This window comes from Amycolatopsis sp. MEPSY49 (assembly GCF_051337345.1).
Classification (GTDB): domain Bacteria; phylum Actinomycetota; class Actinomycetes; order Mycobacteriales; family Pseudonocardiaceae; genus Amycolatopsis.
In genome coordinates this window covers 1,273,190-1,300,072 of sequence record NZ_JBDLYJ010000001.1, presented here as the reverse complement: position 1 = coordinate 1,300,072, position 26,883 = coordinate 1,273,190, and the positions used below count along the sequence as shown (strand labels likewise).

Sequence of the window (26,883 nt, the reverse complement as noted above, 5' to 3'; positions counted from 1 at the left end):
TCAGGTCATGATCCACTTCGCGGCCGCGCGGACGCCGTCGAGCGTGATCTGGTGCCCGCCGGGGTGGCGCTGCGTGACGACGTCGGCACCGCGCTCGCGCAGCAGCCGGATCAGCTCCTCGGTGGACGCCAGCGGCGCCATCGGGTCGCGTTCGCCGTTGGCCAGGAAGACCCGGGTCGCACTGAGATCGTGCGACGGCGGCTCCGGGACCGGCGACATCGCGGCGAACAACGCGGCTTCGCGGACGACCTCCGGCCGCAGCAGCGTCACCGCGGCCGCGATGTTGGCGCCGTTCGAGAACCCGACGGCGACCAGCCGACGGTCGTCGAGCCCGTACTTCTCGCGGGCTTCGACGACGAAGTCGGCGAGCTCGTTCGCGCGCTTGACGACGTCCTCGTGGTCGAAGACGCCCTCGGCGAGCCGCCGGAACCAGCGCGCGGCGCCGTACTCGGACACCGGGCCGGCCGGGGCCAGCACGGCGGAGTCCGGGCTCAGCTCGCGCGCCAGGCCGAGCAGGTCGTCCGGGCCGCCGCCGGTGCCGTGCAGCAGGAGCAGCAGCGGCGCGTCCGGCGAGCCCTCGACGTACTTGTGCGCCAGCGTCATGACAGCTCCGGGTTGTTCTCGGCCGGGAGGTTGAGCTTCGGCAGCATGTGCTGGATCTCTTCGCGGCGCGGCTCCAGCCACGGCGGCAGCTTGAGCGCGCGGCCCAGCTCCAGCAGCGGCTCGTCGATGGCGAAGCCCGGTTCGTCGGTCGCGACCTCCAGCAGCGTGCCGCCCGGCTCGCGGAAGTAGATCGAGCGGAAGTACTGGCGGTCCAGGATCGACGTGACGTGCACGCCCTGGTCGACGAGCTCTTCGCGCCAGGTCTTCTGGGTCTCCTCGTCCGGCGCGCGCCAGGCGACGTGGTGCACGGTGCCCGCGGCGACCAGCCCGCGCGGCGCGTCCGGCGTCACGAGGACGTCGACCAGCGCGCCCGGCCCGCCTTCACCGGCGGCGAAGCGCAGGCGGTTGCTGTCCTGGTTGGCGAAGGTGAGGCCGAGGCCGTCGGTGAGCATGCCGGCGGTGGCGTCCTCTTTGGTCACGGAGAGCGTCACCGAGTGCAGGCCGCGGATGGCGTGCGCGGCCGGGACGAGCTCGGTGTCCCACGGGTCGCGCGGGTCGCCCTGCGGGTGCGCGACCAGGGCGAGCTTCAGGCCGTCGGGGTCGCGGAAAGTGATCGTCTCTTCGTCGTCGGCGTTGCGGATCTGGCCGGTTTCGATGCCGTTCGCGGCCAGGTGCTGCTTCCACCAGCCCAAGGACGCTTCGGGGATGGAGAACGACGTGGTCGTCGCCTGGCCGGTGCCGTGGCGGCCGCTCGGCGCGTCGGGCCACGGGAAGAAGGTCATCAGCGAGCCGGGCTTGCCGGAGCTGTCGCCGTAGTAGAGGTGGTAGGTGCCCGGGTCGTCGAAGTTCACGGTGGTCTTCACCAGCCGCAGGCCCAGGGTCCGCAGGTAGAAGTCGGCGTTGCGCTGCGGGTCGCCGCCGATCGCGGTGACGTGGTGCAGGCCGGACGTCTTGATCGACATGGTTGCCTCCTGTTTCCAAGGTAACCGCAGAACCTCTCGCGAGCAAGATATATTCCGTGCAGACTTTCGGGTAGGCTGGCGCCGTGGATCCGAAGACCGACGACGACGAGATCGTCACGTGGTGGGGCCTGGTGATCGAGGGCTACCTGGCCACGCAGGACAAGCTGATGGGCGAGATCGCCGACCGCCTCGGCCTCGCGCCGGCGTCGTTCGACATCCTGCTGCGCCTGGTCCGCTCGCCCGAGCACCGGATGCCGATGACCAAGCTGGCCACCGAGGCGGCGCTGTCCAGCGGCGGCTTCACGAAGGTGGCTGACCGCCTGGTCGCGGCGGACCTGATCTGCCGCGTCCCGAGCCCGGACGACCGCCGCGTCACGTTCGCGGCGCTGACCGACCACGGGCTGGACATGGCGAACAAGGCCCGCGCGGCGGCGGCGGAGATCCTGCGGCGCATCGTGCTGACCCCGCTGGGTGACGACGCGCAGCCACTCGCGGAAGCGATGCGGACACTGCGCGCGTTCAACGCCTGACGTTGAAAAAGCCTCGCTGGCCAGCGGCTTTCCCGGCGCGCACGATGAAGTCCATGCTGACCGAATCGACGATCACGACGATGCTCCCGGTGACCGACAGCGAACGCGCCGGCCACTTCTACGCGGACTCCCTCGGCCTGAAGCAGACGGGGAAGGGCGAGGACGGAACGCTGTACTTCGCGGCGGGCGCGGGCGCGATCGGCCTTCGCCTGATGCCGGCGGGGACCCAGAGCGACAACACGGCGTTGAGCTTCGAAGTCGACGACCTCAAGGCCGAGGTCGGCGCGCTGGAAGGCCGGGGCGTCCGGTTCCAGGACTTCGAAATGGAGGGCCTGAAGACCGTCGACCACATCGCCGAGCTGGGCAACGAACGGGCGGCGTGGTTCACCGACTCCGAGGGCAACGTCCTTTGCCTGCACCAGGTCCTGGGCTGAGCCTCTGGGGGCGCGGGGGTGCCGTCACGGGCACCCCCGCGTGCGCAGCCATTCTCGAGCCGCAGCTTCGGGAGCACCGGTCGGCTCGTCCGGCGGAATGGGTGAGTCGCCGTAGGTCCGCCCGGTCCGGTCGCTCTCCCTCGCGACGGTGAGCAGCAACCGGATCCCACCACCGAGGTCGACGACGTCGTTGCCGGTCGCGAACCCCGCGGTCGCCGCGCCGAAGGAGCGCGAGAGGCCGCGCAGGGCCACCAGCGACGCTTCGCCGGAACTGGTGGTGTTTCCCGAGGTGAGCACGGCGATCGGCCGCCGCGGCAGGCGGACGGGGTTGGGGCGCGCGGACATCGAACGGCCGGCCAGCCAGAACTGCCCGTCGTGGATTTCCCACGGCGTGCGCTCGCCGCCCGGCGTGACGAACGAACCGGCGGGACCGTCGCCGAGCAGCGGGGCGAGCACCGTGAGCATCGGGAACATCGTCCCGCCCGTGTTCGTCCGCAGGTCGATGATCCAGCCGCACACCGACGGCGCGCTGCCGAGCGCCGCGAACCCCGCGTCGAGATAACGGCGCTCAGCGGCGTCGTCCCCGGCCAGGCCGGGCAGGCGCAGGGTCGCGACGCCGTGGTCGGTCCCCACCGTGGGCAGGTCGCTCGGCGAAGTGAGCCCCTGCCCCGGGAACACCAGCATCGTGTGCGGATCGTGCAGTTCACCGATGACGTACTGGAGCGCCTCCAGCGTCCCGAGATCGGCTACCGCACCCCGCGCGAGGTAGGCCGCCCGCGCCTCGACGCGCGGCCAGTCCACCCCAGCCGCGTCGAGAGATTCCGCGCGGATCAACGCGATCGTGCGGTTCAGGAACTCGGCGGGCGTGTGCGGCCGGACCGGCGCGGCGCCGCCGGCGAAGAACAGCACCACGGCGGCCACCAGCAGCGCGACACGTCCCCCCATGAGGCCAGGTTACGCGAGCGAGGGCATCAGCTTGACCGCGTTGCCCGACAGGACTCCGGTCAGGACGTCCTCCGGCAAGCCCAGCCCGAGCAACGTCCGGACGTTCGCGGCCACCGACGGCACGCCGGGCCAGTCCGTGCCGAACACGAACTTGCCCGCCAGCCGGGCCAGGTCGAAGCGCTGGTAATACTCCGGCAGCTTCTTCGGCGGCAACCCGGCCAGGTCGAGCCAGACGTTCTCGCGCGCCAGCGCGAGGAACGCCGCCACGTCGTACCACCAGCCGCGGCCGCCGTGGGCGAAGACGAACTGCAGCGACGGGAAGTCTTCGACCACGTCGGACATCAGCTCGGGATTCCCGAAACTCGTGCGGGAGCCCGGGAAACTCGACGTTCCCGAATGGAGGATCACCGGCACTCCACGTTCAAGACACAGCTGGTAAACCGGGTACAGCTCCTTGTCCGCCGGCGAAAACGCGCCGTGCACGGGGTGGATCTTCAGCGCCACCGCGCCCAGGTCCAGCTGCCTCGCCACCTCCGCCGCCGGTGGGTGGTGCAAGTACGGGTTGACGTTCGCCACCAGCCGGAACCGCGCCGGGTTGTGCTCCACCAGCGGCAGGTTGTCCTCAATGGACTGGATCCCCGTCGCCCGTGGGCTGTACTCGCAGAACAGCAGCACCCGGTCGACGCCTTCGGACTCCATCAGCTCGTCCATCGCCGACGGGACCACCGAGCCGTCGGCGGAATACACCGAACGCCACGGGTAAGACCCCGCGAAGTCGTGCGCCCACTGCAACCACGCGGGTTTGAGCGTCGGCAGGCGCGGTGTGTGGACGTGCGCGTCGACCACGAAGTACCCGTCGATCACGGACTGGGCACCACCCGCAGCACGTCGCGGACCTGCTCGCGGATCACGTTGCGGCGGATCTTGCCGGTCGCCGTCTTCGGCAGTTCCGCCAGTTCGACCACTCCCCGCGGGCGCTTGAACGCCGCGAGGCCCTCGCGGCAGAACTCGATCAGCTCGTCCGGGTCCACCGCGAAACCGGGCGCGGCCACCACGCACGCGACCGGCTTGTCGAGCCCGTCGGCGTCCGGCGCGGCCACGACCGCGACCTCCGCCACCGCCGGGTGCTGCCGCAGCCGTTCCTCCACTTCGGACGGTGACACCCAGATCCCGCCCGCCTTCAGCATGTCCCCGAACCGGCCGAGGCACGTGTACGTGCCGTCCTCGTTGCGCACGTAGCTGTCGCCGGTCCGCAGCCACTCGCCCTGGAACACGAGCTTCGTCGCGTCGTACCGGGCCCAGTAGCCGGTCGCCGTGGACGGGCCGGCGACGAACAGCTCGCCCGGTTTGCCGGCCGCGTCGATCACCGCGCCGGCCTCGTCGCGGATCTGCAGCGAGTACCCCGGCACCGCGACACCGGTGGTGCCCGGCCGCACCGCTCCGGGCCGGTTCGACAGGAAGATGTGCAACGCCTCCGTGGAGCCGATGCCGTCGAGGATCTCCAGCCCGAAGCGCGCGCGGAACCGTTCGAACAGCGACGCGGGCAGCGGCTCGCCCGCCGAAACCGCGTGCCGGACCGAGGCGAACGAGTCGTCCGGGACGTCGCTGGCGAGCAGCGCCGCGTAGAACGTGGGGACGGCGAAGAACAACGACGGCTGCTCTTCACGCGCGCGCCGCGCGAACAACGCCGGGGTCGGGCGCGAAGGCTCGAGCAGCGTCGTGCCGCCCGCGCCGAGCGGGAAGAAGCAGGAATTGCCCAGCCCGTAGGCGAAAAAGAGCTTCGGCACGGACAGGAACCGGTCGGCCGGCGTCGTCGCCAGCACGCCGCGCGCGTACGTCTCGCACACCGCGCGGATGCTCGCGTGCCGGTGCATCGCGCCCTTCGGCTGCCCCGTCGTCCCGGACGTGTACAGCCACAACGCGGGCGAGTCCTCCCACGTCCGTCCACTTCGGAACGAACCGCTCAGCGACGACCACTCGTGCGTCCGCACGCCGAAGCCCGCCGCGTCCGCCCGGTCCAGCAGGACGTCGGTGGCCTCGGGCGCGAACCCGAGCGCGGTCACGGCCTGCTCGGCGAACTCTCCGGACACACACAGCAGGCGCGCCCGCGAGTCGGCCAGCATCTTGCCGAGTTCGAGCCCGGTGACCATGGTCGACACCGGCACGGCGACCGCGCCGGCCAGCATCGCGCCGAGGATGCCGGTGAGCAGCTCGACGTCGTCGACCATGCAGAACATGACGCGCTCTTCGGGCCGCACGCCGAGCTCGACGAGCCCGCCCGCGACGCGGCGGGACTCCTCGGCCAGCTCGGCGTAGGTGAGCGTGCGGCGGGGCGACACGACCGCGGTCGCGTCCGGGTGCCCGGCGCCGAGCAGGTACTCCGCGGCGTTGAACGCTGTCGCCACCAGACCTCCTACGTGAGGTACACGTACTCGTAGTCGAAGGGCTTCCCGTTGATGCCCTGCCGCGGCGGGGCCACCCAGCTCGCGATCTTCCCCCGCTCGTACACCGGGTGCATCAGCGAGCGGACGAACGCGAGGTCCTCGGTGGTGGGCAGCCACTTGCGTTTACCGGCCTCCCAGGTCGCCTCGTCGACGATGGTGCCGTCGGGAGTGACGTGGTGGCCGGAGTTTATGCCGACTTCGCGGTTGAAGCCAGGGTGCGGCAAGCGGAACGTGTGGTCGATGCCGGCCTCGGCGAGGATCTTGTTCCAGCGGTTGACGCCGGTCTGGCAGTCGGCCACGTACTCGCTGCGCAGGTCGAGGTTGAGCAACAGGATCGCCTGCAGCTCCTCGGACGTCCAGGTGCCGTCGGCGGCCGGTTTCTCGAGCGTGCGGGCGTCGTCGGTGAGCTTGTGGTCGTCCTTGCGGCGGGTCTCCTGCCAGCGGCCCTTCAGCCCGGCGGTGTAGTAGTTCGCCGCGTTCGTCGACGTCTCGCTGCCGAACAGGTCCAAGGACACCGTGTAGTGGAAGTTGATGTACTTCTGGACGAGCTCCAGCGGAATGCCGCCGTGCGGGCCGATGTCGAACGTGTCGTGCTCGCGGATCAGCTCGGCGCTGCGGGTCACCACGCGGTCGACGCCGGTGGTGCCGACCATCATGTGGTGCGCCTCCTCCTTCAGCATGAACTCGCAGGTGCGCGAGAGCGGGTCGAAGGAGGACTCCTTGAGCGTGCCGAGCTGGTACTTCCCGTCGCGGTCGGTGAAGTAGGTGAACATGTAGAAGGCCAGCCAGTCGGCGGTCTCCTCGTTGAACGCGCCGAGGATGCGGGGCGCGTCGGGGCTGCCCGAGTTGCGCAGCAGCAGCCCTTCGGCCTCGTCACGGCCTTCGCGGCCGAAGTAGGCGTGCAGCAGGTACACCATCGCCCACAGGTGCCTGCCCTCTTCGACGTTGACCTGGAACAGGTTGCGCAGGTCGTAGAGGCTCGGCGCGGTGAGGCCGAGAAGCTTCTGCTGCTCGACCGACGCCGGTTCGGTGTCGCCCTGGATGACAATCAGCCGCTGCAGGTCGGCGCGGTACTCGCCGGGCACCTGCTGCCAGACCGGCTCGCCCTTGTGCTCCCCGAAGGCGATCCGCCGGTCCGGGTCGCGCTCGGCGAGGAAGATGCCCCAGCGGTAGTCCGGCACGTTGACGTGGTCGAAGTGCGCCCATCCTTCGCGGCCGACGCTGACGGCGGTGCGCAGGTAGACGCCCTGGGTCTCCAGCGTCGGGCCCATCTCGCCCCACCAGTGCATGAACTTCGGCTGCCAGCCCTCCAGCGCGCGCTGCAGCCGCCGGTCCTCGGAGAGGTTGACGTTGTTGGGGATCTTGGCGTCGTAGTCGATCTTCTCGGGCATCTGCGCTAGACCCGCTTCCTGTCGAAGACGGCCTTCTGCCCGGTACCGTATCGGCGCAGCGCGCCTTCCGGCCCGGACGCGTTCGGCCGGGTGAAAATCCAGTTCTGCCAAGCCGCCAGCCGGCCGAAGATCTTGGTCTCCATGGTCTCGGGACCGACGAACCGGTGGTTGGCCTCCATGCCGGTGAGCGCGTCCGGGCTCAGCGACGCCCGGCCTTCGAGGGCGATCCGGATCTCGTCCTCCCAGTCGAGGTCGTCCGGGGCGTCGGTGACCAGGCCGAGCTCGACGGCTTCGGCCGCGCTCAGCTCGTGGTCCTTCTCGCGCGCGAGCCAGGCGAGGTGGTCGTCGTCGCCGTAGAAGCGCGTCTGCAGCCGGGTCAGGCCGTTGCCCATCGGGAACGGGCCGAAGTTGGCTTCGGACAGGCGGATCGTCGCTCGCTCTTCGGAGTCTTCGTCGTCGATCGGCGGCCCGTCGAGGATGTACTGGCGGTCGGCGGCCAGCGCGAGTTCCAGCAGCGACCCGGCGAAGCAGCTGCCGGGCTCGATCAGCGCGATCAGCGTGCGGCTGGTGACGTCGAGCCGCTTGAGCGTGCGCTTGAAGTAGTGCGTGATCTCGTTGCCCAGCCAGTCCTTCGAGCCGAGGACGGCCTGCTCGTGCGCGAGCACCTTCTCCGGGTCACCTTGCGTCTTCAGGATCCACGTGCCGGCTTCGACCTCGTTGGTGCGCAGCCGCAGGATGGCGTCGTCCAGCTCGCGGGTCATGGCGAGGAACCAGCCGTCCGCGCCTTCTTCGTGCAGGTCACCGGGGTCGTTTTCGGGGCCCTTGACGGTGATCGTGGCCTGGTCTTTGATGACTTCCATGTCGACATAGCGATGTTCCAGCGGAGTCAGCTCGATGCCGCCCTCGCCGGTCCGGTCGGACTCGCGCGCGATCTCCCGGGCCCGTTTCGCCACGGCCTCGCGGAACCCCTGGCGTGGCACCAGTTCGTCGACCAGCCGCCAGTCGACCGCCGTCTTGCCCTTGACGCCGTCGGGACGCGTCGCGAAGACATCGGCGAGGTCCTTGCGCACCCGCCGCTTGTCGACGACCCGCGTCAGGCCGCCGGTGCCGGGCAGGACGCCGAGCAGCGGCACCTCGGGCAGCGCGACGGTCGAGGAGTTGTCGTCGATCAGCAGGATCTTGTCGCAGGCCAGTGCGATTTCGTAGCCGCCGCCGGCGCAGGTCCCGTTCACCGCGGCGACGTACGTCTGGCCGGAGTGCTCGGTGGCGTCCTCCATGCCGTTGCGGGTCTCGTTGGTGAACTTGCAGAAGTTCACCTTCCAGTGGTGCTCGGACGCGGCGAGCATCCGGATGTTCGCGCCGGCGCAGAAGACCTTGTCCTTCGCGCTGGTCACCACCACCACGCGGACCTCGGGGTGCTCGAACCGCAGCCGCTGGGTGGCGTCGTACAGCTCGATGTCGACGCCGAGGTCGTAGGAGTTCAGCTTGAGCTCGTAGCCCGGGACCAGCCCACCCTGCTCGTCGACGTCCATTTCGAGCCAGGCCACCTCCCCGTCGACGTGGAGGCGCCAGTGGCGGTACTCGTCCGGACGGCGGTCGAAGGCAACCGGTGTGGTGGTGGTCACTCAATCGATTGTCTACATGAGTCCGACGAACGTCAATGTTGTGTAGAAACTTGATCTCGCGAGGTCACCCGGTTGAGCACCGCCCACGCCCACGTTACGAACACCCACAGGGCCAGCGCTGCCGCCGAGTCGGTGAAGATCGTGGCGAACCAGAACGCCGGGATGTGCACTTCGCCGACCAGGAAATGGCCGGCGCTGGCCAGCCCGGACAGCGAGTAGACCAGCAGGAACGCGAGCGCGCGCGGGTAGTTGCCCCGCTCGTACGCGCGGTAGCCAAGCCAGCCGAACACCGTGAACAGCACCCAGCCGAACGCCACGACGACCTGCGTGACCAGCAGCGGAACGCCGGGGAGCGGCGGGTAGTCCGCCGCCCGGACGACGTTGTGCGCGTAGTGCAGCGTGGTGCTGACGAGCGAGAACCCGAGGATCGCGCGAAGCGGCGTCAGGCCTTTTTCATGCAGAACGTCCATCACAGCCCCCTGGATTTGATAGATCGCTCTAGCGAAGATACCGCGCCGAGCTTTCACGTGAAAGCTCGGCGCGGAGCTTTCACGTGAAAGCTGCGGGTCAGACCAGGTCGATGCGGTGCTGCGTCACCGGGTAGCCCGCCTTGGCGAACGCCTTGGCCATCGGGACGTTGCCGACGTCGGTGCCCGCGACGATCCGCTCCGCGCCGTACCCGACGAGGTCGTGCGTGGCCTCGACCAGCAGGTCGTAGGCGTAGCCGTGACCCCGCTGCTCCGGCACGACGGCGACGTAGCCGACCACCGGGTCGTAGGCGTTGCGGCTCGGCAGCGTGAGCCCGACCAGCTCACCGTCGGGCGTGTACGCCAGCCGCCACCAGTCCCGGGGCGCCGGCATCCACTTCATGATGTCGAGGTCCTCTTGGGCGGCGGCGTCGAGGCCGTGCTCCTCGATCGTCTTGCGGACGTGCGCGTCGAGGCTGCCGACGTGCACTCGCTTGAAGACGTCGAGGATGACGTCGTCGTCCGGCTCGGGCCGGAACTCGAGCCGGCCCGGCTTCTCCGGCAGGCCGTTCTCCGGCGTCCAGCAGAACCGGTAGCGCTCCACGAGCTTGCGGTAGCCCGCCTTCTCGGCCGCTTCGACGCGGATGGTGACCTCGTGCGCGACGTCGGGGTCGTCCTGCCACGCGGGCGGCGTGGTCAGCGAGTACTCCGCGCGCAGCGGCACCTTCTTCAGCAGCTCGACGCCCGCGTCGAAGTCGGTGAAGTCGAACCAGTCGAGCGCGATCGGCGTCTCGTCCTTCGGCGTGCCCCACCAGGCGGCCCGCGCCACGACGGCGTCGTCGCGCAGCGCGACCCAGACCCACCCGGGCCGGTACTCGCCCTTCGCGGCCATCTCGGTGAAGTCGTTGCCGAACAGCTTGCGGCCGACGAGACCGCGGTCGGGCAGGGAGGTGAACAGGGCTTCTTCGCCCGCTTCGAGCGGGCGGATGACCAGATCGGTCACGGGATTCCTTCCAGGAGTACGCGCTCCCGGTCAGATACCCGGCACCCTCGTTCCGAGGTGGGAGCGCGTGATCGGTTGCGTGATCATCGGTCCCACCTCCTTTCGCTGCTCATGGGTGCCTGCGTGAAGTTAGGGGCTTGCCCGGCCGGCGTCAACGTATTTTCTGGAGGACGACCCGCGTGCTCAGCCGCGGCTGGTCGTAGGAGTGCGACGCCTCCAGGACGTACTCGCCGGCGATGTGCCGCCAGCCGTCGCGCCAGACCTCGGCCGACCTCGGCGCGATGACGATGTCGGTCTCGACGGCCTCGCCGGGCCCGGCTTCGACGCTCGCGAAGCCGGCGAGCCAGCGGGGCGGCCGGTCGCCGCGCTCGGTCGGGGCCAGGTAGAGCTGGACGACTTCGCGGCCCCTCCGCGTCCCGGAGTTGCGTACGCGGACTCGCACGCGCGCGCCGCCTTCGTCGTCCGGGTAGCAGTCGAGTTCTTCGTACACCCAGGTCGTGTAGCCCTGGCCGTGGCCGAACCAATACGCGGGTTGGGTTTCTTCTTTTGCGTACGCGCTGTACCCGATGTAGACGCCTTCGCCGTACTCGAGAACGCCTTCCTCCGGTGTCACGTCGGTGACCGGCGCGTCTTCGAGCTTCGCCGGCCAGGTCGTCGGCAAGCGGCCGCCGGGCTCTTCGCGGCCGAAGAGGACGTCGGCGAGCGCGTCGCCGCCCGACTGGCCGGGAAACCACGTGAGCAGCACCGCGGCGACGTCCCGCCGCCACGGCATCTCCACAGGCGAGCCGGCGTTCACGACGACCACGGTGTTGGGGTTGGCTTTCGCGACCCGCGTGACGAGTTCGTCCTGCCTTCCCGGCAGCGCAAGGGAAGTCCGGTCGAAGCCCTCGCTTTCGACCTCGGCGGTGGTGCCGACCACGACGACGGCGACGTCCGACTTCCCCGCCAGGGCAACGGCTTCGGCGAGGGCGGCGTCCGGGGCGGGCACCGGACCGCGGTGGCCGAGGGCGAAGGTGACCCAGGCGAACGTCCCGCGCGCGAACTCCGCCATTTCCGACGGGATCCAGTACGTCAGGCTGACGTCGACGAGCTCGCCCGCGGTCAGCTCGGCCTCGCGGCGCTGCTCGATCACCTGCATGACCGACGTGAAGACGTCACCGCCTTCGGGCAGGTTGACGCCGTCGAAGAGGGTTTGGCCACCCACGGTGAGGCGCAGGTCGCCGGGGCCGGTGACGGCGAAGGTGTGCGTGCCGCCGCGTTCCGGCAGGTAGGTGCCGTGGATTTCGACCGAAGCGAGCGTGGCCAGGTCGAGGCCTTCCGGGAGCTCGCCGATCCAGTTGATTTTGGCTTCCCTGAGCGGAAATTCAGCCAATCGGGTGCCATCCGCGGCTTTGGCGGTCGCACGGAGCCGGAAATTGTCGGTGGCCGGCGGTAGCGTCGTTCGCGGATCGGCACCCATGGCGAACGCCAGGTCGGTGCCCGGGGGAACGGCCTTGCGGAGGCCGTCGAGAGGGGAGACGACATGATCGGGGAACACGGTGGCGCTGCCGCCGCCGAGGATCTTGGGGTCCGCGGCCAGCGCGCCGATCAGGGCGATGCTCTGCGGTTGCTTGAGCGGGAGGACGCCGATTTCGTTGCTGAGCAGCACGAACGACCGGTGCGCGACCTCGCGCGCGACCGCGTCACCGTCTACATAGGACTGAGTGGCGGCCGGGCCGCCGTCGAGCGCGCCGGTCCGGTGGGCCAGCAGGAGCACGCGGCGGACCATGTCGTCGACGACCTCTTCGTCGACTTCGCCGCCGCGCACGGCTTCGGCGAGCTGCTCGCCGAAAACCGTGCGGGGGCCGGGCATCGCGACGTCGAGGCCGCCGTTGGCGGAGGCGACGGTGTCGCGCGCGGCCAGCCAGTCGGAGACGACGAAGCCGTCGAAGCCCCATTCGTCGCGCAGCACGCCGTTGAGGAGCTCGGCGTGCTGGGTCATCGTGGTGCCGTTGACGCTGTTGTAGGCGGCCATGATCCCCCACGGCTTCGCCCGCCGGACGATGAGTTCGAAGGGCGCGAGGTAGAGCTCGCGCAGCGCGCGTTCGCCGACGTGGACGTCGGCGGTGAAGCGTTCGGTCTCGAAGTCGTTGGCGACGAAGTGCTTGACCGTGACGGCGACCCCGCCGTCCTGCACGCCGGTGACGTAGCCGGCGCCGATCATCCCGGTGAGGAGGGGATCTTCCGAGTAGCACTCGAAGTGGCGGCCGCCCAGGGGCGAGCGCTGGAGGTTGACCGTCGGGGCGAGGAGCACGTGCACGCCCTTGCGGCGGGCTTCCTGCGCGAGCAGCCGGCCGACGCGCACGGCCAGCCGCGGGTCCCAGCTCGCGGCGAGCGCCGTCGGGCTGGGGAGCGTCACCGAGGGGTCGTCCGGGCTCCACCGGACCCCGCGGACGCCGACGGGGCCGTCGGAGAGGACGAGGGAGGCCAGGCCGAGGTCCGGCCGGGCGGGCAGGCTCCAGACGTCCTGGCCGGCGAGCAGGCTCGCCTTGGCGTCCAGGTCGAGCCCGGCCAGCAGCGCGTCGACGTCGAAGCTCATGGGCGCCTACTCTACCTGGCGATGAGTAGCGAACGTTACAGTTTCGTGACAGCGCGTCCCGTAGGCTCGGGATCATGACCCGGGCCAGGGGCGCCGACCGCCGCGCGAGCATCGTCCGAGCGGCGTTCGAGGTGATCGCCGAACGCGGCTATCGGGGCACGTCACTGGCGGCGGTGGCCGACCGCGTCGGGCTGACACAGCAGGGGCTGATGCACTACTTCCCGACGAAGGAGGACTTGCTGACGGCGGTGCTGGAGACCCGCGACGAGTGGGACCTGCTGCACTTCGGGCACGCCCCACCGGGCGACGAGTCGTCGATGACGGTCAACCAGCTGGCCGACCTGGTCGACTACAACGCGACCCGGCCGGGGATCGTCCAGACGTACACGGTGCTGTCGGCGGACAGCGTCACGGAGGACCACCCGGCGCGCGAGTACTTCCACGACCGGTACGCGAGAGTGCGCGCGGGCATGACGCAGATGCTGGAACGCCACCGGGACGAGCTACCCCCGGGGACGACACCGGAGCAGCTGGCCCCGATCGCGATCGCGATCCTGGACGGGCTGCAGCTGCAGTGGTTGCTGGACCCGTCGGAGGTCGACATGTCGGCCGGGTTCCGCACGTTCTTGACGCTGCTGGGCATCAAACCGGACTGACGCGCCCTGGCCGCGCCGCCGCGGCTCCGCTCGGGCCGGGGGCCGGGGCCCCGGGCAGGGTCCCGGCAAAGTCAGGTCAGCGCGGCCGATCCGGTCGCCCGTACGTCATGAACGGGTCGTTCACCTCGTCAGACGACATGAACGACCCTTTCATGACATCGCCGCGACGCCCGGGCAGCCCGCGCGGCCACGACTTTGCCGGAGCCGGGGGCCCGGGGCCGGCGGCCGGGGGCCGGGGCCCCGGGCAGGGTCCCGGCAAAGTCAGGGCAGCGCGGCCGATCCGGTCGCCCGTACGTCATGAACGGGTCGTTCACCTCGTCAGACGACATGAACGACCCTTTCATGACATCGCCGCGACGCCCGGGCAGACCGCGCGGCCACGACTTTGCCGGAGCCCTGGGCCCGGGGGCCGGGGGCCGGGGGCCGGGGGCCGGGGGCCGGGGGCAAGCTACCCAGCCAGCCACGCCGGCCCGCACCAGGTCGCCCAACTCGCCCGGGCGGCCCCGCCAGCGCACGCCAGGCCGCCCAACCCTGCCAAGCCAGCCACGCCGAGCCGCACCAGGCCACCCAACCCGCTAAGCCAGCCACACCAGGCCACACCAGGCCGCCCAACCCGCCCGGGCGGCCCCGCCTGCGCACGCAGACAGCCCACCGTTCCCAGCCCGCCCTGCCGCCCGGCCACCCCTGCTGGCCCCGAGGTTCCACACCGCCACCGCCGAAACCGCTCCCCCACCGTGATTGCGTCCGGCCGGCCCACCTGACACCGTGTTCCGATGCTGAAACAGGTCGCCGACGGCGTTTGGGTCCGGCAGAGCGAGTGGGTCTGGAGCAACACCACCGTCATCCGCGCGGACGACGGCCTGGTCCTCGTCGACCCCGGCATCACCGGCGCCGAACTCAACGCACTCGCCGACGACCTGGACCAGCTCGGCCTCCCCGTGGTCGCCGGGTTCTGCACCCACCCCCACTTCGACCACCTGCTCTGGCACTCCCGCTTCGGCGACGTCCCCCGCTACGCCACCGCCGCCGCGGCGCAAGTCGCCACCGAAGCCCGGGAGCGCGCGCAAGCCATGGCTGCCGAGACCGCGCCCGACATCCCCCTCGACCTGGTCGCCCTCGTCACCCCGCTACCGAACGACAACCCGCTGCCCGGCGAGCTCGTCGAGCACGACGCGCACGCCGTCGGCCACGCTGCCCTGCGACTCGCCGACCGGGGCGTCCTGCTCGTCGGCGACATGCTCTCCGACGTCCTCATCCCGCTCCTCGACCCCCGCCGCTCCGGCCAGGAGGATGCCTACCCAGCCGCGCTCGACCGGCTCGAAGCGGCCGCCGAGGATGTCGACGTCCTGATCCCCGGCCACGGCTCCGTCGCCGAAGGGAAAGAGATAGCCGCCCGCTTCGCCACCGACCGCGCCTACCTCGAAGCGCTGCGCCGGGGCGAAGAGCCGGCCGACGAGCGCTGGGGAAAACGCAAGTAACTCAGCCCATCCCGATGCTCTGCCGCTCGACCTCGATCAGCCCGACCACCCGCTCCTGCTCCCGCCCGTAGCCCTGCCCGATGTACTTCGTCGCGATGCGGTCGACGATCTCCCAGCCCGCGTCGCCGTCGAGCCACTCGACCACGCGGCCGCGGATGATCACCGGCTCGAACGGGTTGTCCGCCGGGGTCAGGGACAGCGCCACCCGCGGGTCGCGCCGGAGGTTGCGGGCCTTGCGCGAGTCCGGCCCGGTCATGATCGCGATGTAGTCGCCCTCCGGGTCGACCCACAGCGGGATCGAGTGCGGGGCGCCGTCGGGCAGGACGGTGGCCAGGTGCGCCACCACGTTCGTCGAGAGGATGCGGCGGATGTCTTCGTTCAGCATGGCTTTCTCCTTCGAAAGATCAGGCGACCGAGTAGTGGAGGTGGGTGACGCCGGGGGCGGCGACGGCTTCGACCAGCCGCAGCCGCACGTGCGCGGGCAGTTCGTGGAAGAACGAGCGCCCGCCGCCGAGCAGGACCGGGACCTGGTGGAGGACGATCTCGTCGACCAGGCCCGCCGCCAGCGCCGACGTCAGGACCCCGCCGCCCATCAGGCCGACGTCCTTGCCGCCGGCCGCCTCGCGGGCGGCCTCGATGGCCTCCTTGATGTCGCCGGCCAGCGTCTGCTGCGGCGTCAGCTCGGGCGCCGGCCGGTGGCTGAGCAGGAAGAGCGGGGCGCCCGGGTGCGGGCTGCCGCCGCCGAAGTGGTCCGAGTCCTCGTAGGTGTTCCGGCCCGCCACGATCGCGCCGACGCGCCCCGCGAGCTCGTCGAAGACGCGGGCGCTCGGTTCGCTGAGCTTGAAGAAGTCGAACACGCGGCTCTGCGTGCCGCCGTCGGTGTACCAGTCGAAGAGCGTCCCGCCGTCACCGAGGCCGTGCCCCGGACCGGCGCCGCGGCCGGTGATGTACCCGTCGACCGACACGGCGTGGGCGCTGAAGACCTTGCTCATCGCGATCCTTTCGGAGTTCCCTGAGGAGACTCCGTAACCGTAGCAGCGCAAGTTCCCTAAGGGAACCCCGAATGCTAAAGTGGTCTCATGCAGCGCACGAACTTCAGCGAACTGGCCGCGTGCTCGATCGCGCGCACGCTCGACGTCATCGGCGAGCCGTGGTCGCCGCTGATCCTGCGGGACGTCTTCGCCGGGTTCAGCCGGTTCGAGCAGATCCAGGCGGACCTCGGCATCTCGCGCAAGGTCCTCACCGAGCGGCTCCACCACCTCGTCGAGCAGGGCATCCTCGAGCGCCGGCCGTACGACCGGCGGCCGCGCTACGAGTACGTCCTGACCGAAAAGGGCGCCGACCTGGTCGACATGCTGATGGTCATGACCCGCTGGGGCGACAAGTGGCTCGCGGGCGAGGCCGGCCCGCCGGTGCTCTACCGCCACCACACCTGCGGCGAGATCAGCAGCGTCGAGCTCCGCTGCGCACACTGCGGCGAACCGATGAACGGAAGCAACGTCGACCCGCTCCCCGGCCCCGGCGCCGGCTTGTAACTAGAGCAACCGCGGCTGCGCCACGACCTCGCGCAGCCGGCGCAACGTCCGCAGCGTCGTTTCCAGGTCCTCCTGGGACACCGCGCCCGCCACGTCCTCCGCCCACGCGACCTGCGCCGCCCCCAGTTCGCGCATCGCCGCCTTCGCCCGCCGCGTCAGGCACAGCAGCGGCGCCCGCGCGTCGGCCGGGTTCGACAGGCGGTCGAGCATTCCGTTGCGCAGCAAGCGGTTCACCGTCTCCTGGACGCTCTGGCGGCGCAGTCCGCGGCGCCGCGCCACCTCGGCCGCCGTCGCCGGGCCGTCTTCGAGGAAGCCGAGGACCTGCCACTGCGCCGCCGTCAGCCCGACCGGCTCGGTCAGCGCGTCACCCGCCGCCAGGAAGCCGCCGTTGCAGGCGAAGACCGCGTCGATCACCCGGGTGAAAGTCTCGGCTCGAGGGGACCGCATGCGTGCTAGTCTCGCACATCGACAGGTACCTGTCGAAATGGAGACGACCGTGGACATGCCCACCCTCGGCCCCGCGCACGACGCACTGAAGACCTTCGCCGGCGACTGGACCGGCACCGAGGAGCTCGCCGCCTCACCGTGGGCGCCGGCCTCGACCGCGCGCGCCGAATGCCGCTATCGCCTGGAGCTCAACGGTTTCGCGCTGCTCCAGGACTACCGGCAGCTGCGCGAAGACGGCGCGGAGTTCCTGGGGCACAACGTCTTCACCGTGGACCCGCAGACCGGCGAGACGCTCTGGTACGGCTTCGACAACTACGGTTACCCGCCCGAGTCGCCCGCTCGCGGGGACTGGTCCGGCGCGACGCTCGTCCTCGAGAAGCAGACCGCCCGCGGGGTGGCCCGGCACCGGCTCACCCCGGACGGCCACACCCTGACCCACGAAATCGACGTCAAGATGGGCGAAGACCGCGAATTCAGCCCATTCCTGCGGGCGCGGTACACCCGCGAAAACGGGTAGGAGGAAACAGGCGACGCCCCTCCCCCCTTGCACGAGGACGTCACCTGTTTCCGGTCTCTGCCACCACATCCGCGGACCTGCCGACCCGGGCGGTCCAGCGGCGGGGTCAATTTCACAACAATTATTAGTTATTCGGTGTTGCTCGATTCGGGGTTCTGCAGCGAGTGTGTCCCCGATACTCGCGAAGGCCCAGAGAAATCGATTACTTTCACCCGAACGGCCTAGCTCCCGCACCCGCTCACCGGTGCCCCGGCGGACCTCGGCGCTCCGGAACTGTCGTACCCCCGGAGTAGAGATGGATGCGTGCGCAGACCCGCCCGAACACCCCAGGACGCCACGGACTCGCCCCCGCTGATCGGGGTCGAGAACGTGAAGATGCCCGAATGGGCGCGCGTCGACGAGCGCGTGGCCGCGGCCGGCTTCGGCCAGGCCGTGCGCGCCCTGCCGACCGCGATCGCCGTCGTGCTGCGGCTGGCCTGGCGGACATCGCCACGGCTGACGCTGCTGGCCGGCTTCGTGCACGTCGTCTCGGGCTGCGTCACGGCGTTCGGGCTGCTCGCGACCGCGAACGTCTTCACCGCGCTGCTCGAGCAGGGCCCGACCCCGGACCGGGTCCTGCAGTCGCTGCCCGCGATCGCGGTCGTCACCGGGTCGTACGCGGCGCGGGCGTTGCTCGACGCCGCCGTCGCGGCCGTCGAAGGGGCGTTGCGGCCCCGCGTCACCGCGGCGGCGGACGACGCGGTGACGGCGGCGGTCGTGCGCGTCGGGCTGATCGCGTTCGAGGACGCGGACTTCCGCGAGCTGGCGCGGCAGGGCGCGCGGTTCGGCGTCCGGTCGATCGAGACGAGCCTGCGCCGGCTGGCCGACCTGACGTCGTCGGTCATCTCGCTCGCGGCGGCGATGCTGACGGCGGGGCTGCTCAACCCGTGGCTGGCGCCGGTCCTGCTGCTCGCCGCGGCGGCCGACGGCTTCGCCGCCGCGCGCATCGCGAAGCTGAACTACCGGCACTTCATCGACACGGTCGGGCGCAACATCCGCAAGTCGGTCGTCGAAGAGGTCGCCACCTGGCGGTCGATGGCCCTCGAACGGCACGCGCTGACGTTGCAGGAGCCGCTGCTCGGCGAGTACCGGCGCATCTCGCGCAGCCTGACGCGCGAGGAGGTCCGGCTGGCGCACCGCAGCAACCTGGTGCGGACGACCGGCCGGGCGGCGGCCGGGTTCGGCACCGCCGTCGCCTACCTGGTGCTCGGCTGGCTGCTCTACTCCGGCGGGATGGAGCTGGCGCTGGCCGGCACGGCGGTGCTGGCGATGCGCACGGCGTCGACGGCACTGTCGAACACCATGCGCGCGGTCAATTCGCTGTACGAGGACTCGTTCTACATCGGGTTCTACAACCAGCTGCTGGTGGAGTCGGTGCGGCGGCAGCCCCCGCCGACGGCGCTGGCCGCGCCGGCCGACCCGGCCGAGATCCGGTTGGAGGGCGTCTCGTTCACCTACCCGGGCCGGCAGCGGCCCGCACTGCGGGACATCTCGGTGACCATCCGGCGCGGCGAGGTGGTCGCGCTCGTCGGGGAGAACGGGTCGGGCAAGACCACCCTCGGCAAGCTGCTGACCGGGCTCTACCCACCGGACGAAGGGGTGGTGCGCTGGGACGACGTCGACCTCGCGCACGCGGACCCGGCGTCGGTGCACGCGAACATCGCGGTGATCGCGCAGGAACCCGCGGAGTGGCCGATGACGGCGGCGAACAACGTCACGGTGGGCCGCCTCGGCCGCGCGGACCCGGACGGCCGCGCGTGGCGCGAAGCGGTGGACTACTCGGGCGCCGGCGAGGTGATCGAGTCGTTGCCCGCCAAGGAGAACACGGTGCTGTCCAAGAAGTTCGACGAGGGCCACGACCTGTCCGGCGGCCAGTGGCAGCGCATGGGCATCGCCCGCGGCATCTACCGCGACGCCTCGGTCCTGGTGGCCGACGAGCCGACGGCGGCGCTCGACGCCCGCGCGGAGGCCCGCGTGTTCGCCGGCCTCCAGCACGCGAGCGCGTCCCACCACGGCAGGCGCACGACGATCCTGGTCACCCACCGGCTGGCGAACATCCGCTCGGCGGACCGGATCCTGGTGCTGGAGAAGGGAAAGCTGATCGAGCAGGGCACCCACGAGGAGCTGATCGCCGAGGGCGGGGTGTACCACGAGCTGTACGAAATCCAGGCGCGCGCCTACCGCGCCGGTGCCGAAGTCCCGGCACCGCGCACCACTGCTTCATGACCGGGTCGTTCGCCTACTCCGCCCAGCGGATTTACCCCGCCGATCCCCGGAGGCAGACTGGCCTGTCGAGCCCGAGGAGGCCTGATGCGCCAGCTCTCCGCCCTGGACGTGCAGTTCCTCAACGCCGAGTCGACCACCACCACCGGGCACGTCGGGGGCCTCTCGATCCTCGACCCCTTGACCGCGCCCGGCGGGAGACTCACCCTCGACGGCCTGCGCGAGCTCATCGGCTCGCGGCTGCACCTCGCGAAGCCGCTCCGGTGGCGGCTGCTGCCCGTGCCGCTCGGGCTCGACCACCCCTACTGGATCGATGATCCCGAGTTCGACCTCGAGTACCACGTCCGCGAGATCGCGTTGCCCGCTCCCGGCGACCCGAAACAGCTCGGGGAACAGATCGCCCGCCTGACCGCTCGACCACTCGACCGGCGGCGGCCGCTCTGGGAGGCCTACCTCATCCACGGCCTGCACGACGGCAGCAAAGCCGTCTACACGAAGGTCCACCACAGCGCCATCGACGGCGTCTCCGGGGCCGAGCTCATCGGCGTCCTCATGGACACCACCGCCGAACCGGCACCGCACGAACCGCCGAAGACACCACAGAAGGAGCCCATCCCGACGCCCGTCGCGCTCGCCCTCAACGGGACGAAGAAGCTCGTCCTGCATCCCGTCAAAGCCGCCCTGCAGGTCCCGAAGCTGCTGCAGCACCTCGACGACGTCCCCGGCCTCGGGCGCTACCCCGGCGTCGGCCTGCTCGCGAAGGCCGGCGGCGTGCTCAACCGCGTCACGCGCCAAGGCTCCGGACGGCACGAGGCCGCCCGGCCGCGGCTCAGCGCGCCCGACACGCCGTTCAACGGCCCGATCAGCCCGCACCGCCGCTTCGCGTACGGCTCGCTGCCCCTCGACGAGGTCAAGCACGTCAAGAACACCTTCGGCGTCACCGTGAACGATGTCGTGCTGGCGTTGTGCGCGAGCGTCCTGCGCCGGTGGCTGGCCGACCACGACGCCCTGCCCACCAGCCGCTCGTCACGCTCGTCCCGCTGTCGGTGCGCACACCCGAGCAGGCCAAGGACGCCGGCAACCAGGTGTCCGTCATGCTCGCGCCGCTGCCGACGCACCTCGCCGACCCCGCCGCGCGGCTGGCCGAAGTCACCAGCGCGATGGTCGCCGCGAAGCAGCGGTACCAGCCGCTGCCCGCGTCGTGGCTGGTCGACTTCAGCGGGATGCTGCCGGCCGCGCTCGGCGGGCTCGCCGCCCGCGCCACGATGAAGTTCCTCGGTGCCACCGCGCCCGTCGTCAACCTCGTCGTGTCGAACGTGCCGGGCTCGCAGAAGCCGCTGTACCTCGCGGGCGCGCGGCTGCTCGCGAACTACCCGGTGTCCGCGATCACCGACGCGAGCGGCGGGCTGAACATCACCGTGATGTCCTACGCCGGCAAGCTGGACTTCGGGTTCGTCGCCTGCCGCGAGCTGATCCCGGACGTCTGGGACCTGGTCGACCACCTGCACGACGCGCTGGCCGAGCTCACCAAGCCGGCCGCCGAGCACTCCCGGGAGGTCTGATGGCGGAGCGGGTCACCGAAGTCGGCGGGATCGAGCTGTGCCACGAGACGTTCGGCGACGCGGGCGGCCGGCCGCTGCTGCTCGTCATGGGCCTCGGCGCGCCGATGATCTGGTGGGACGAAGAGTTCTGCGAACTCCTTGCCGCGCAAGGGTTCCACGTCGTCCGGTTCGACAACCGGGACGCCGGGCGGTCGAGCCGGCTGCGGGGCCGGGCAAACCTCGCGCAGGCGTACCTGCTGCACAGCGCGCCCTACTCACTGGCCGACATGGCCGCCGACGCCGCCGGGCTGCTGGACGCGCTGGGCATCCCGGCCGCGCACGTCGCCGGCGCGTCGATGGGCGGGATGATCGCGCAGACCCTGGCGATCCGGCACCCCGCGCGGGTGCTGTCGCTGACGTCGATCATGTCCAGTACCGGCGGGCGGCTGGTCGGCCGCCCGAGCGGCAGAGCGATGTCGATGCTGCTCGGCGCGCCGCCGCGCAACCGCGCGGACTACGTCGAGATGCTCGTGCGGACGTTCCGGCTGATCGGCTCGCCCGGCTACCCGTTCGACGAGGCCCGCATGCGGGACCGCGCCGAGCGCACGTTCGACCGCGGCGTCCACCCGGGTGGCACGCTGCGCCAGCTCGCGGCGATCATGGCCGAACGCGACCGGGCCCCACGGCTGCGGAAGGTGCGAACACCCGCGTTGGTGGTCCACGGCGCCCGCGACCCGCTGGTCCACGTCTCGGGCGGCCGCGCGACGGCGAGAGCGATCCCGGGCGCCGACCTCGACGTCGTCCCGGGCATGGGGCACGACCTGCCCCGCGAAGTCTGGCCGCGGATCGTGCGCGGCATTTCGCGGATCGCCGACCGCGCCGAAGTCACCCGGAGAGCGTGATCGAGCCCAGGTGGGAGAAGTGGGCCGCCACCCGGGATCCGCGCCGGAGCGGGACCGCGTCCGTCATGCCGCCGGTCAGGACGATCCAGCCCGGCTCCAACGCCAGCCCGCGCGCGCCCAAAGCGTTGGCCGCCAGGGCCAGCGCCTCCGCCGGGTGGCCCTGGACCGCCGCGCCCGTCGCCGTGTCGACGATCTGGCCGTCGACCTCCAGCAGCGCCGCCTCCAGCGACAAGTCCAAAGCCGACGGTGGCAGCCCGACCGGCCCGACGCTGAAGTACGCCGACGAGCCGTTGTCCGCGACGGCGTCCGGGAGCGTGAAGCGGTAGTCCGCGTACCGGCTGTCGATGATCTCGATGCCGCCGTACACGCGGTCGACCGCGGCCAGCGCCGTCGCCGCCGTGACGCCCGGGCCCGCCAAGCGGTCCCGCATCACGAAGACCAGCTCCGGCTCGGCACGCGGGTGGATCAGCTGCGGTACCGGGACGCCCGCCGGCAGCACCATCGCGTCGGTGAGCCAGGCCAGCAGCGGCGCGTCGATGCCCATCCGCTCCTGCTTGGCCCGGGACGTCAAGCCCAGCTTCAGCCCGACGAGCGTCTCGCCGCGGGTCCGCCGCTGCCGCAACGCCTCGTCCTGGATCGCGTACGCCGTGTCGACGTCCAGCTCCGGCCACTCCTCCGACAGCGGCGAACGCTCCGAAGTCGTTCCCAGCAGCGCCGCGGCCGCCTCGCGCACGTTCACGATTCCTCCGAAAAGACCGCGGTGACACTGCCCAGGCCGGCGATGGTCGCGACGATCGTGTCGCCCGGCGACACCGGGATCGCGCGGGTCATCGAGCCCGGCAGCACGACGTGCCCGGGCTCGAGGGTGACGCCCAGCGGCCCGACCGTGTTCGCCAGCCACACGAGCGAGTTCAACGGCGACCCGAGCACCGCGCCACCCGCGCCCGTGGCCGCCACCGCACCGTTCTGGTACAGCACGCAGCCGGCCAGCCGCAGGTCGGCGTCGCGCAGCGCCGTCGGGCGGCTGCCCAGCACGACTCCGCCGGACGACGCGTTGTCGGCGATCGTGTCGAACAGCGAAATCTTCCAGTCCCGGATCCGCGAGTCGACGATCTCCAGCGACGGCAGCACGAAGTCGACCGCCCGCACCGCGTCGGCGACCGTGACGCCGGGGCCGCGCAGCGCCGAGCCGAGCACGAACGCGATCTCCGGCTCGATCCGCGGCTGCAGGAACGCCGTCGTCGGGATCGGCTGGTGCTCCAGGTGGAACATGCTGCCGGTGAGGTGCCCGTAGTCGGGCTGGTCGACGCCCATCTGCCGCTGCATCGCGGCGGACGCGAGCCCGACCTTGTGCCCGCGGACGGCGTCACCGCCCTCGACCCACCGCCGCACCTGCTCCTGCTGGATCCGGTACGCGTCCTCGACCCCCGCGTCCGGGTAGGTCTTGATCAGCGGCTCGATCGGTTCGCGCGTCGCGTAGGCCCGCGCCAGTACGGCGGCGGCCTCCTGCACCAAGCTGGCATCCACGCCCCGGACTCTGCCGTGCGGCCACCCCCGGCACAAGCCTCGCTGTTCCGCCCAACGGAACTCTCGCCAGACAACCTCTTGCACGCGAGATAAATGAAGCGTACCGTCGGCGACACCACCAGGAAGGGACGTGAGGGACATGGCACCGACCCAGGCCGAGGTCACCAAGCTCGCCGAGATCCGTGACGAGCTGCGCGAGCGCCACCTGCGCCCGGCCGCCGACCGCCCGGCGACGAACGGGCGCGGCATCCACCACACCGCGCTGATCTCCAGCGACGTCGAGCGGACCATCGAGTTCTACCAGGACATCCTGGGCTTCCCGCTCACCGAGCTGATCGAGAACCGCGACTACCCCGGCTCCAGCCACTTCTTCTTCGACGTCGGCAACGGCAACGCGGTCGCGTTCTTCGACCTGCCCGGTCTGGACCTCGGCCCGTACGCGGAAGTCCTCGGTGGACTGCACCACCTGGCCCTGTCCGTCACGCCCGAACGGTGGAGCGCGATCAAGGACAAGCTCGACGAAGCCGGCGTGCAGTACTTGCTGGAGAGCAAGACCTCCATCTACCTGTCCGATCCGGACGGTGCCCGCGTCGAGCTGATCTCCGACCCGCTCGGTGAGATGTACGGCGAGAAGATCGGCTGAAAGCGTGTTCCGGACGCCGCGCGGCGTTTAGCCTGTGCGCGACGTCTGGAGGTTCGATGTCCGACTGGTCGCTTTCCCGCGCGAAGGCACGGCTCGATCGCCGTGAGCTGCTCGACGAACTCACCGCGCGCACCCGCTTCGAGGTCCGGCTGCACCTGAACGAGCCGGCGACGAACGGCGCCTACGACGAGCTGACGAGCATCTTCGCGATCGGGCACGGCGAGTGCGCCGCGCTGCTGGCCCACCACCGGCTGCTGCCGTGGTGGGAGCGTGCACTGCTGTTCCGGTACGCGCGGCGCCTGCACGGCAAGGCGATCATGCGCAGCGTCGGCGTGGTGCCCGCCGAGGTCGCGCCGCAGGCCGCCCGCGCGTTCGGCGCCGAGATCGCCGAGCTGGCCCCCGACTCCGGCGACACCGGCGCGAAGTACGACCTGCAGGGCCGCGGGCTGCTGACGGTGTTCCGCATCGCGGTCGGCGCCAAGGGCGCGGTCTGGCCCGACCGGCACGAGGTCGCGACGACGTCCGCGCGCAACATCCTGACGTGCGCCGCGACCTTCGCCCGCCGCAAGCCGTGGCATGTGATCTGGCCCGTGTACCGCGTGCGTGGCCTGCGGCTCTGGAAGCTTTGACGCCCGCGGAGCGTTCTGAGTGACATGAAGGCAGAGGAAATCCTGGAAGGCGCGAAGACGATCGCCGTCGTGGGCTTGAGCCGCGACCCGGCCAAGGCCGCGCACGGCGTACCGGCGGTCCTGCAGGCGCACGGGTTCCGGATCATCCCGGTCCACCCGACGGCGACCGAGTTGCTCGGCGAGAAGGTCTACCGGTCGCTGAAGGACATCCCGGAGCCGGTCGACCTGGTCGATGTCTTCCGGCCGTCCCCCGAGGCGCCGGGCATCGCGCGTGAAGCCGTGGAGATCGGCGCGAAGGCGTTGTGGCTGCAGCAAGGCATCGTCTCCGCGGAGGCGCGCCGCATCGCCGAAGAGGGCGGGCTCGAGTACGTCGAGAACCGCTGCACCGCCGTGGTGCGCGCGACGGCCGCGATCTCGAAAAACTAGGCGCCGCTCTTCGTCCGGCGGCCTATGCTCCGAGGCGATGACGAACCTGCTCACCACGCCACTGCGGATCCGCACCCTCGACGGCGAAGCCGACGCCTTCGCCACATTCCCCAGCCACGGGCAGCACCCCGGGGTGCTGATGTACCCGGACGGCTTCGGCATCCGGCCCGTGCTGCGGGACATGGCCCGCGAACTGGCCGGGCACGGGTACTACGTGCTCGTCCCCAACTTCTTCTACCGCACCGGCCCGGCACCGGTGCTCGACCTTCCCGAGCACATCGGGGAAGAAGCCCGGCCCGCGATCTTCGCCGAGCTGATGCCCTTGATCGAGGCGCACACCACCGAACGCGTCCGGCGTGACGCCGACGCCTTCCTCCGGTTCCTCCGCACCCGTCCCGAGGTCGGCCCCGGCCCCGTCGCGGTGACCGGCTACTGCATCGGCGGCCTCCTGGCGACGCGCACCGCCGCGGCCCACCCCGACCAGGTGGCCGCACTCGCCGCGTTCCACGCCCCGGTGCAGGCCGCCGGGCCCGACCTGCACCGGCTCACCGCCCGGGTCCACTTCGGCCACGCCGAATCCGACCTGACGCCCGAGGCGCTCGGCGAGCTGAACCAGACTCTGGACGCCGCGGGCATCGACTACACGTCCGAGATCTACCCGGCCACCGTCCACGGCTTCACGATGTCCGACACCGACGCCTTCGACCCCGCCGGTCTCCGGCTCCACTGGGACCGCCTGCTGCCGCTCCTGGCCGGACTCACCTAGGCCGACGCTCCGAAGTGGACAATGCGGTGGTTCCCGGTCTCGGCGACCCAGACCCCGCCCACGCCGTCGTCGGCCATGTCACGTGGGGAGCTGATCGGCTCGGCCGTGTCGGACAGCGCCACGCCCGTGCGGGTGTCGAAGCGGGCCACCCTGCCGGTGTCGTCGACCAGCAGCCGCCCGGCGTGGTCCAGCGCCACCCCCCGCGGCCGGTCCAGCCCGCCGAACTCGCGCACGAACCCGCCCCACCACGAGAACTGCACCACGCGCCGGTTGCCCGTGTCGGCGACGTACACGTGGCCCGCCGCGTCGACCGCGACCGCTTCCGGCGCCTTCAACCGCCCGGCCAGGACGCGGACCAGCGCGCCGTCCCGGGTGAACGCCTGGACGCGGTCGTTGCCGGTGTCCGCCACCCACACCCGGCCGCGGACGTCGACGGCGAGCCCGGACGGCGCGCGGAACTGGCCCGGGCCGGCGCCGGGCCCGCCGAACGCGCGCGGGAGCGCCGCGACTTCACTGGTGGCCACGGCGTCAGGATCGCCGCCCGCGAGCCACGGCGGCCAGTACCGGAACGA

At 71.1% G+C, this 26,883-nt stretch carries 29 protein-coding genes and 1 pseudogene; 14 read left to right on the top strand and 16 right to left on the bottom strand.

Annotation, left to right across the window (positions count from 1 at the left end; all coding sequences use genetic code 11):
* The gene (locus ABFJ78_RS06490; protein WP_436384800.1) at positions 1 to 603 is read right to left on the bottom strand and encodes an alpha/beta hydrolase; all 603 of its coding nucleotides are present in this window, start codon (positions 601 to 603) and stop codon (positions 1 to 3) included.
* Positions 600 to 1,565: a ring-cleaving dioxygenase gene (locus ABFJ78_RS06485; RefSeq protein ID WP_436384799.1), complete on the bottom strand. Its 966-nt coding sequence runs from the start codon at positions 1,563 to 1,565 to the stop codon at positions 600 to 602. Before ABFJ78_RS06485 ends, ABFJ78_RS06490 begins: the two co-directional genes overlap by 4 nt.
* A gap of 83 nt (positions 1,566 to 1,648) precedes the next feature.
* On the opposite strand from ABFJ78_RS06485, the gene ABFJ78_RS06480 reads away from it, so the two are divergent.
* Both ABFJ78_RS06480 and ABFJ78_RS06475 read left to right on the top strand, forming a co-directional pair.
* Complete coding sequence (locus tag ABFJ78_RS06480) at positions 1,649 to 2,095, top strand: MarR family winged helix-turn-helix transcriptional regulator (RefSeq protein WP_436384798.1); 447 nt, start codon at positions 1,649 to 1,651, stop codon at positions 2,093 to 2,095.
* 53 nt (positions 2,096 to 2,148) lie between these two features.
* Complete coding sequence (locus ABFJ78_RS06475) at positions 2,149 to 2,529, top strand: VOC family protein (protein WP_436384796.1); 381 nt, start codon at positions 2,149 to 2,151, stop codon at positions 2,527 to 2,529.
* 24 nt (positions 2,530 to 2,553) lie between these two features.
* Here ABFJ78_RS06475 and ABFJ78_RS06470 read toward each other — a convergent pair whose 3' ends face one another.
* From ABFJ78_RS06470 to ABFJ78_RS06435, 8 genes are all read right to left on the bottom strand, one after another.
* Positions 2,554 to 3,474, bottom strand: a complete 921-nt coding sequence (locus tag ABFJ78_RS06470; protein WP_436384795.1) for a S41 family peptidase — start codon at positions 3,472 to 3,474, stop codon at positions 2,554 to 2,556.
* A 9-nt stretch (positions 3,475 to 3,483) separates the two neighbouring features.
* Positions 3,484 to 4,338 carry an amidohydrolase family protein gene (locus tag ABFJ78_RS06465; RefSeq protein ID WP_436384794.1) on the bottom strand — a complete coding sequence of 285 codons (855 nt, stop codon included), beginning with the start codon at positions 4,336 to 4,338 and terminating at the stop codon, positions 3,484 to 3,486.
* On the bottom strand, positions 4,335 to 5,879 hold the full coding sequence (locus ABFJ78_RS06460; protein ID WP_436384793.1) for a benzoate-CoA ligase family protein: 1,545 nt from the start codon (positions 5,877 to 5,879) through the stop codon (positions 4,335 to 4,337). Before ABFJ78_RS06460 ends, ABFJ78_RS06465 begins: the two co-directional genes overlap by 4 nt.
* Positions 5,880 to 5,887: 8 nt before the next feature.
* On the bottom strand, positions 5,888 to 7,309 hold the full coding sequence (gene boxB, locus ABFJ78_RS06455) for a benzoyl-CoA 2,3-epoxidase subunit BoxB (protein ID WP_436384792.1): 1,422 nt from the start codon (positions 7,307 to 7,309) through the stop codon (positions 5,888 to 5,890).
* Positions 7,310 to 7,314: 5 nt separating this feature from the next.
* Entirely contained in the window at positions 7,315 to 8,934 is a 1,620-nt protein-coding gene (boxC, locus tag ABFJ78_RS06450) for a 2,3-epoxybenzoyl-CoA dihydrolase (protein ID WP_436384790.1), read from the bottom strand.
* A gap of 32 nt (positions 8,935 to 8,966) precedes the next feature.
* Positions 8,967 to 9,404: a hypothetical protein gene (locus ABFJ78_RS06445; RefSeq protein WP_436384789.1), complete on the bottom strand. Its 438-nt coding sequence runs from the start codon at positions 9,402 to 9,404 to the stop codon at positions 8,967 to 8,969.
* A gap of 97 nt (positions 9,405 to 9,501) precedes the next feature.
* Positions 9,502 to 10,404 carry a GNAT family N-acetyltransferase gene (locus tag ABFJ78_RS06440; protein WP_436384788.1) on the bottom strand — a complete coding sequence of 301 codons (903 nt, stop codon included), beginning with the start codon at positions 10,402 to 10,404 and terminating at the stop codon, positions 9,502 to 9,504.
* A gap of 151 nt (positions 10,405 to 10,555) precedes the next feature.
* Positions 10,556 to 12,982, bottom strand: coding sequence for a beta-glucosidase H (locus tag ABFJ78_RS06435; RefSeq protein ID WP_436384786.1), 2,427 nt, complete (start codon positions 12,980 to 12,982; stop codon positions 10,556 to 10,558).
* A gap of 74 nt (positions 12,983 to 13,056) precedes the next feature.
* Between ABFJ78_RS06435 and ABFJ78_RS06430 the strand changes: the two genes are divergently transcribed.
* Together ABFJ78_RS06430 and ABFJ78_RS06425 are read left to right on the top strand one after the other, a co-directional pair.
* Positions 13,057 to 13,638 carry a TetR/AcrR family transcriptional regulator gene (locus ABFJ78_RS06430; protein ID WP_436384785.1) on the top strand — a complete coding sequence of 194 codons (582 nt, stop codon included), beginning with the start codon at positions 13,057 to 13,059 and terminating at the stop codon, positions 13,636 to 13,638.
* Positions 13,639 to 14,411: 773 nt separating this feature from the next.
* Entirely contained in the window at positions 14,412 to 15,116 is a 705-nt protein-coding gene (locus tag ABFJ78_RS06425; RefSeq protein ID WP_436384784.1) for an MBL fold metallo-hydrolase, read from the top strand.
* A gap of 1 nt (position 15,117) precedes the next feature.
* Here the strand turns inward: ABFJ78_RS06425 and ABFJ78_RS06420 are convergent, their stop codons facing one another.
* Together ABFJ78_RS06420 and ABFJ78_RS06415 are read right to left on the bottom strand one after the other, a co-directional pair.
* Entirely contained in the window at positions 15,118 to 15,501 is a 384-nt protein-coding gene (locus tag ABFJ78_RS06420) for a PPOX class F420-dependent oxidoreductase (RefSeq protein WP_436384783.1), read from the bottom strand.
* A gap of 19 nt (positions 15,502 to 15,520) precedes the next feature.
* Positions 15,521 to 16,108 (bottom strand): dihydrofolate reductase family protein, encoded by a 588-nt coding sequence (locus ABFJ78_RS06415; protein ID WP_436384782.1) that lies wholly within the window; start codon positions 16,106 to 16,108, stop codon positions 15,521 to 15,523.
* A gap of 87 nt (positions 16,109 to 16,195) precedes the next feature.
* Between ABFJ78_RS06415 and ABFJ78_RS06410 the strand changes: the two genes are divergently transcribed.
* Positions 16,196 to 16,651, top strand: coding sequence for a winged helix-turn-helix transcriptional regulator (locus ABFJ78_RS06410; protein ID WP_436384781.1), 456 nt, complete (start codon positions 16,196 to 16,198; stop codon positions 16,649 to 16,651).
* On the opposite strand, the gene ABFJ78_RS06405 is transcribed toward ABFJ78_RS06410, so the two are convergent.
* Complete coding sequence (locus tag ABFJ78_RS06405; RefSeq protein WP_436384780.1) at positions 16,652 to 17,098, bottom strand: MarR family winged helix-turn-helix transcriptional regulator; 447 nt, start codon at positions 17,096 to 17,098, stop codon at positions 16,652 to 16,654.
* 55 nt (positions 17,099 to 17,153) lie between these two features.
* Between ABFJ78_RS06405 and ABFJ78_RS06400 the strand changes: the two genes are divergently transcribed.
* From ABFJ78_RS06400 to ABFJ78_RS06380, 5 genes and pseudogenes are all read left to right on the top strand, one after another.
* Positions 17,154 to 17,615 carry a DUF1579 family protein gene (locus ABFJ78_RS06400; protein WP_436385402.1) on the top strand — a complete coding sequence of 154 codons (462 nt, stop codon included), beginning with the start codon at positions 17,154 to 17,156 and terminating at the stop codon, positions 17,613 to 17,615.
* Positions 17,616 to 17,990: 375 nt separating this feature from the next.
* Positions 17,991 to 19,880: an ABC transporter ATP-binding protein gene (locus ABFJ78_RS06395; RefSeq protein ID WP_436385401.1), complete on the top strand. Its 1,890-nt coding sequence runs from the start codon at positions 17,991 to 17,993 to the stop codon at positions 19,878 to 19,880.
* Between the two features lie 84 nt (positions 19,881 to 19,964).
* A pseudogene (locus tag ABFJ78_RS06390) lies at positions 19,965 to 20,822 on the top strand (wax ester/triacylglycerol synthase domain-containing protein); the annotation flags it as partial.
* Positions 20,823 to 20,971: 149 nt separating this feature from the next.
* Complete coding sequence (locus ABFJ78_RS06385) at positions 20,972 to 21,439, top strand: WSD1 family O-acyltransferase (RefSeq protein WP_436384779.1); 468 nt, start codon at positions 20,972 to 20,974, stop codon at positions 21,437 to 21,439.
* Entirely contained in the window at positions 21,439 to 22,320 is an 882-nt protein-coding gene (locus tag ABFJ78_RS06380; protein ID WP_436384777.1) for an alpha/beta fold hydrolase, read from the top strand. The genes ABFJ78_RS06385 and ABFJ78_RS06380 overlap by 1 nt, the downstream gene beginning before the upstream one ends.
* Here ABFJ78_RS06380 and ABFJ78_RS06375 read toward each other — a convergent pair.
* A complete protein-coding gene (locus ABFJ78_RS06375) occupies positions 22,304 to 23,059 on the bottom strand; it encodes a 2-keto-4-pentenoate hydratase (RefSeq protein ID WP_436384775.1) in 756 nt (251 codons plus the stop codon). The two genes, ABFJ78_RS06380 and ABFJ78_RS06375, sit on opposite strands and share 17 nt — an antisense overlap.
* Complete coding sequence (locus ABFJ78_RS06370; protein WP_436384773.1) at positions 23,056 to 23,847, bottom strand: 2-keto-4-pentenoate hydratase; 792 nt, start codon at positions 23,845 to 23,847, stop codon at positions 23,056 to 23,058. The genes ABFJ78_RS06375 and ABFJ78_RS06370 overlap by 4 nt, the downstream gene beginning before the upstream one ends.
* 139 nt (positions 23,848 to 23,986) lie before the next feature.
* On the opposite strand from ABFJ78_RS06370, the gene ABFJ78_RS06365 reads away from it, so the two are divergent.
* From ABFJ78_RS06365 to ABFJ78_RS06350, 4 genes are read left to right on the top strand one after another with little or no spacing between them, the layout of a single operon-like run.
* The gene (locus ABFJ78_RS06365; RefSeq protein WP_400867658.1) at positions 23,987 to 24,490 is read left to right on the top strand and encodes a VOC family protein; all 504 of its coding nucleotides are present in this window, start codon (positions 23,987 to 23,989) and stop codon (positions 24,488 to 24,490) included.
* 56 nt (positions 24,491 to 24,546) lie between these two features.
* Positions 24,547 to 25,119, top strand: coding sequence for a hypothetical protein (locus ABFJ78_RS06360; RefSeq protein WP_436384771.1), 573 nt, complete (start codon positions 24,547 to 24,549; stop codon positions 25,117 to 25,119).
* Positions 25,120 to 25,143: 24 nt separating this feature from the next.
* The gene (locus ABFJ78_RS06355; protein ID WP_436384769.1) at positions 25,144 to 25,545 is read left to right on the top strand and encodes a CoA-binding protein; all 402 of its coding nucleotides are present in this window, start codon (positions 25,144 to 25,146) and stop codon (positions 25,543 to 25,545) included.
* A 37-nt stretch (positions 25,546 to 25,582) separates the two neighbouring features.
* Positions 25,583 to 26,311 (top strand): dienelactone hydrolase family protein, encoded by a 729-nt coding sequence (locus ABFJ78_RS06350; RefSeq protein ID WP_436384768.1) that lies wholly within the window; start codon positions 25,583 to 25,585, stop codon positions 26,309 to 26,311.
* Here ABFJ78_RS06350 and ABFJ78_RS06345 read toward each other — a convergent pair.
* The gene (locus ABFJ78_RS06345; RefSeq protein ID WP_436384767.1) at positions 26,308 to 26,835 is read right to left on the bottom strand and encodes an NHL repeat-containing protein; all 528 of its coding nucleotides are present in this window, start codon (positions 26,833 to 26,835) and stop codon (positions 26,308 to 26,310) included. The two genes, ABFJ78_RS06350 and ABFJ78_RS06345, sit on opposite strands and share 4 nt — an antisense overlap.
* Positions 26,836 to 26,883: the final 48 nt, after the last annotated feature.

Bases quoted from the DNA above. Each gene is read 5' to 3' on its own strand.
- ABFJ78_RS06425 (WP_436384784.1), top strand. From the start codon at position 14,412: ATGCTGAAACAGGTCGCCGACGGCGTTTGGGTCCGGCAGAGCGAGTGG.
- ABFJ78_RS06490 (WP_436384800.1), bottom strand. From the start codon at position 603: ATGACGCTGGCGCACAAGTACGTCGAGGGCTCGCCGGACGCGCCGCTG.
- ABFJ78_RS06405 (WP_436384780.1), bottom strand. From the start codon at position 17,098: ATGCGGTCCCCTCGAGCCGAGACTTTCACCCGGGTGATCGACGCGGTC.
- ABFJ78_RS06415 (WP_436384782.1), bottom strand. From the start codon at position 16,108: ATGAGCAAGGTCTTCAGCGCCCACGCCGTGTCGGTCGACGGGTACATC.
- ABFJ78_RS06395 (WP_436385401.1), top strand. From the start codon at position 17,991: ATGCCCGAATGGGCGCGCGTCGACGAGCGCGTGGCCGCGGCCGGCTTC.
- ABFJ78_RS06385 (WP_436384779.1), top strand. From the start codon at position 20,972: ATGCTCGCGCCGCTGCCGACGCACCTCGCCGACCCCGCCGCGCGGCTG.
- ABFJ78_RS06360 (WP_436384771.1), top strand. From the start codon at position 24,547: ATGTCCGACTGGTCGCTTTCCCGCGCGAAGGCACGGCTCGATCGCCGT.
- ABFJ78_RS06430 (WP_436384785.1), top strand. From the start codon at position 13,057: ATGACCCGGGCCAGGGGCGCCGACCGCCGCGCGAGCATCGTCCGAGCG.
- ABFJ78_RS06380 (WP_436384777.1), top strand. From the start codon at position 21,439: ATGGCGGAGCGGGTCACCGAAGTCGGCGGGATCGAGCTGTGCCACGAG.
- ABFJ78_RS06355 (WP_436384769.1), top strand. From the start codon at position 25,144: ATGAAGGCAGAGGAAATCCTGGAAGGCGCGAAGACGATCGCCGTCGTG.
- ABFJ78_RS06470 (WP_436384795.1), bottom strand. From the start codon at position 3,474: ATGGGGGGACGTGTCGCGCTGCTGGTGGCCGCCGTGGTGCTGTTCTTC.
- boxB (WP_436384792.1), bottom strand. From the start codon at position 7,309: ATGCCCGAGAAGATCGACTACGACGCCAAGATCCCCAACAACGTCAAC.
- ABFJ78_RS06485 (WP_436384799.1), bottom strand. From the start codon at position 1,565: ATGTCGATCAAGACGTCCGGCCTGCACCACGTCACCGCGATCGGCGGC.
- ABFJ78_RS06400 (WP_436385402.1), top strand. From the start codon at position 17,154: ATGCCCACCCTCGGCCCCGCGCACGACGCACTGAAGACCTTCGCCGGC.
- ABFJ78_RS06365 (WP_400867658.1), top strand. From the start codon at position 23,987: ATGGCACCGACCCAGGCCGAGGTCACCAAGCTCGCCGAGATCCGTGAC.
- ABFJ78_RS06435 (WP_436384786.1), bottom strand. From the start codon at position 12,982: ATGAGCTTCGACGTCGACGCGCTGCTGGCCGGGCTCGACCTGGACGCC.
- ABFJ78_RS06410 (WP_436384781.1), top strand. From the start codon at position 16,196: ATGCAGCGCACGAACTTCAGCGAACTGGCCGCGTGCTCGATCGCGCGC.
- ABFJ78_RS06445 (WP_436384789.1), bottom strand. From the start codon at position 9,404: ATGGACGTTCTGCATGAAAAAGGCCTGACGCCGCTTCGCGCGATCCTC.
- ABFJ78_RS06475 (WP_436384796.1), top strand. From the start codon at position 2,149: ATGCTGACCGAATCGACGATCACGACGATGCTCCCGGTGACCGACAGC.
- ABFJ78_RS06350 (WP_436384768.1), top strand. From the start codon at position 25,583: ATGACGAACCTGCTCACCACGCCACTGCGGATCCGCACCCTCGACGGC.
- ABFJ78_RS06420 (WP_436384783.1), bottom strand. From the start codon at position 15,501: ATGCTGAACGAAGACATCCGCCGCATCCTCTCGACGAACGTGGTGGCG.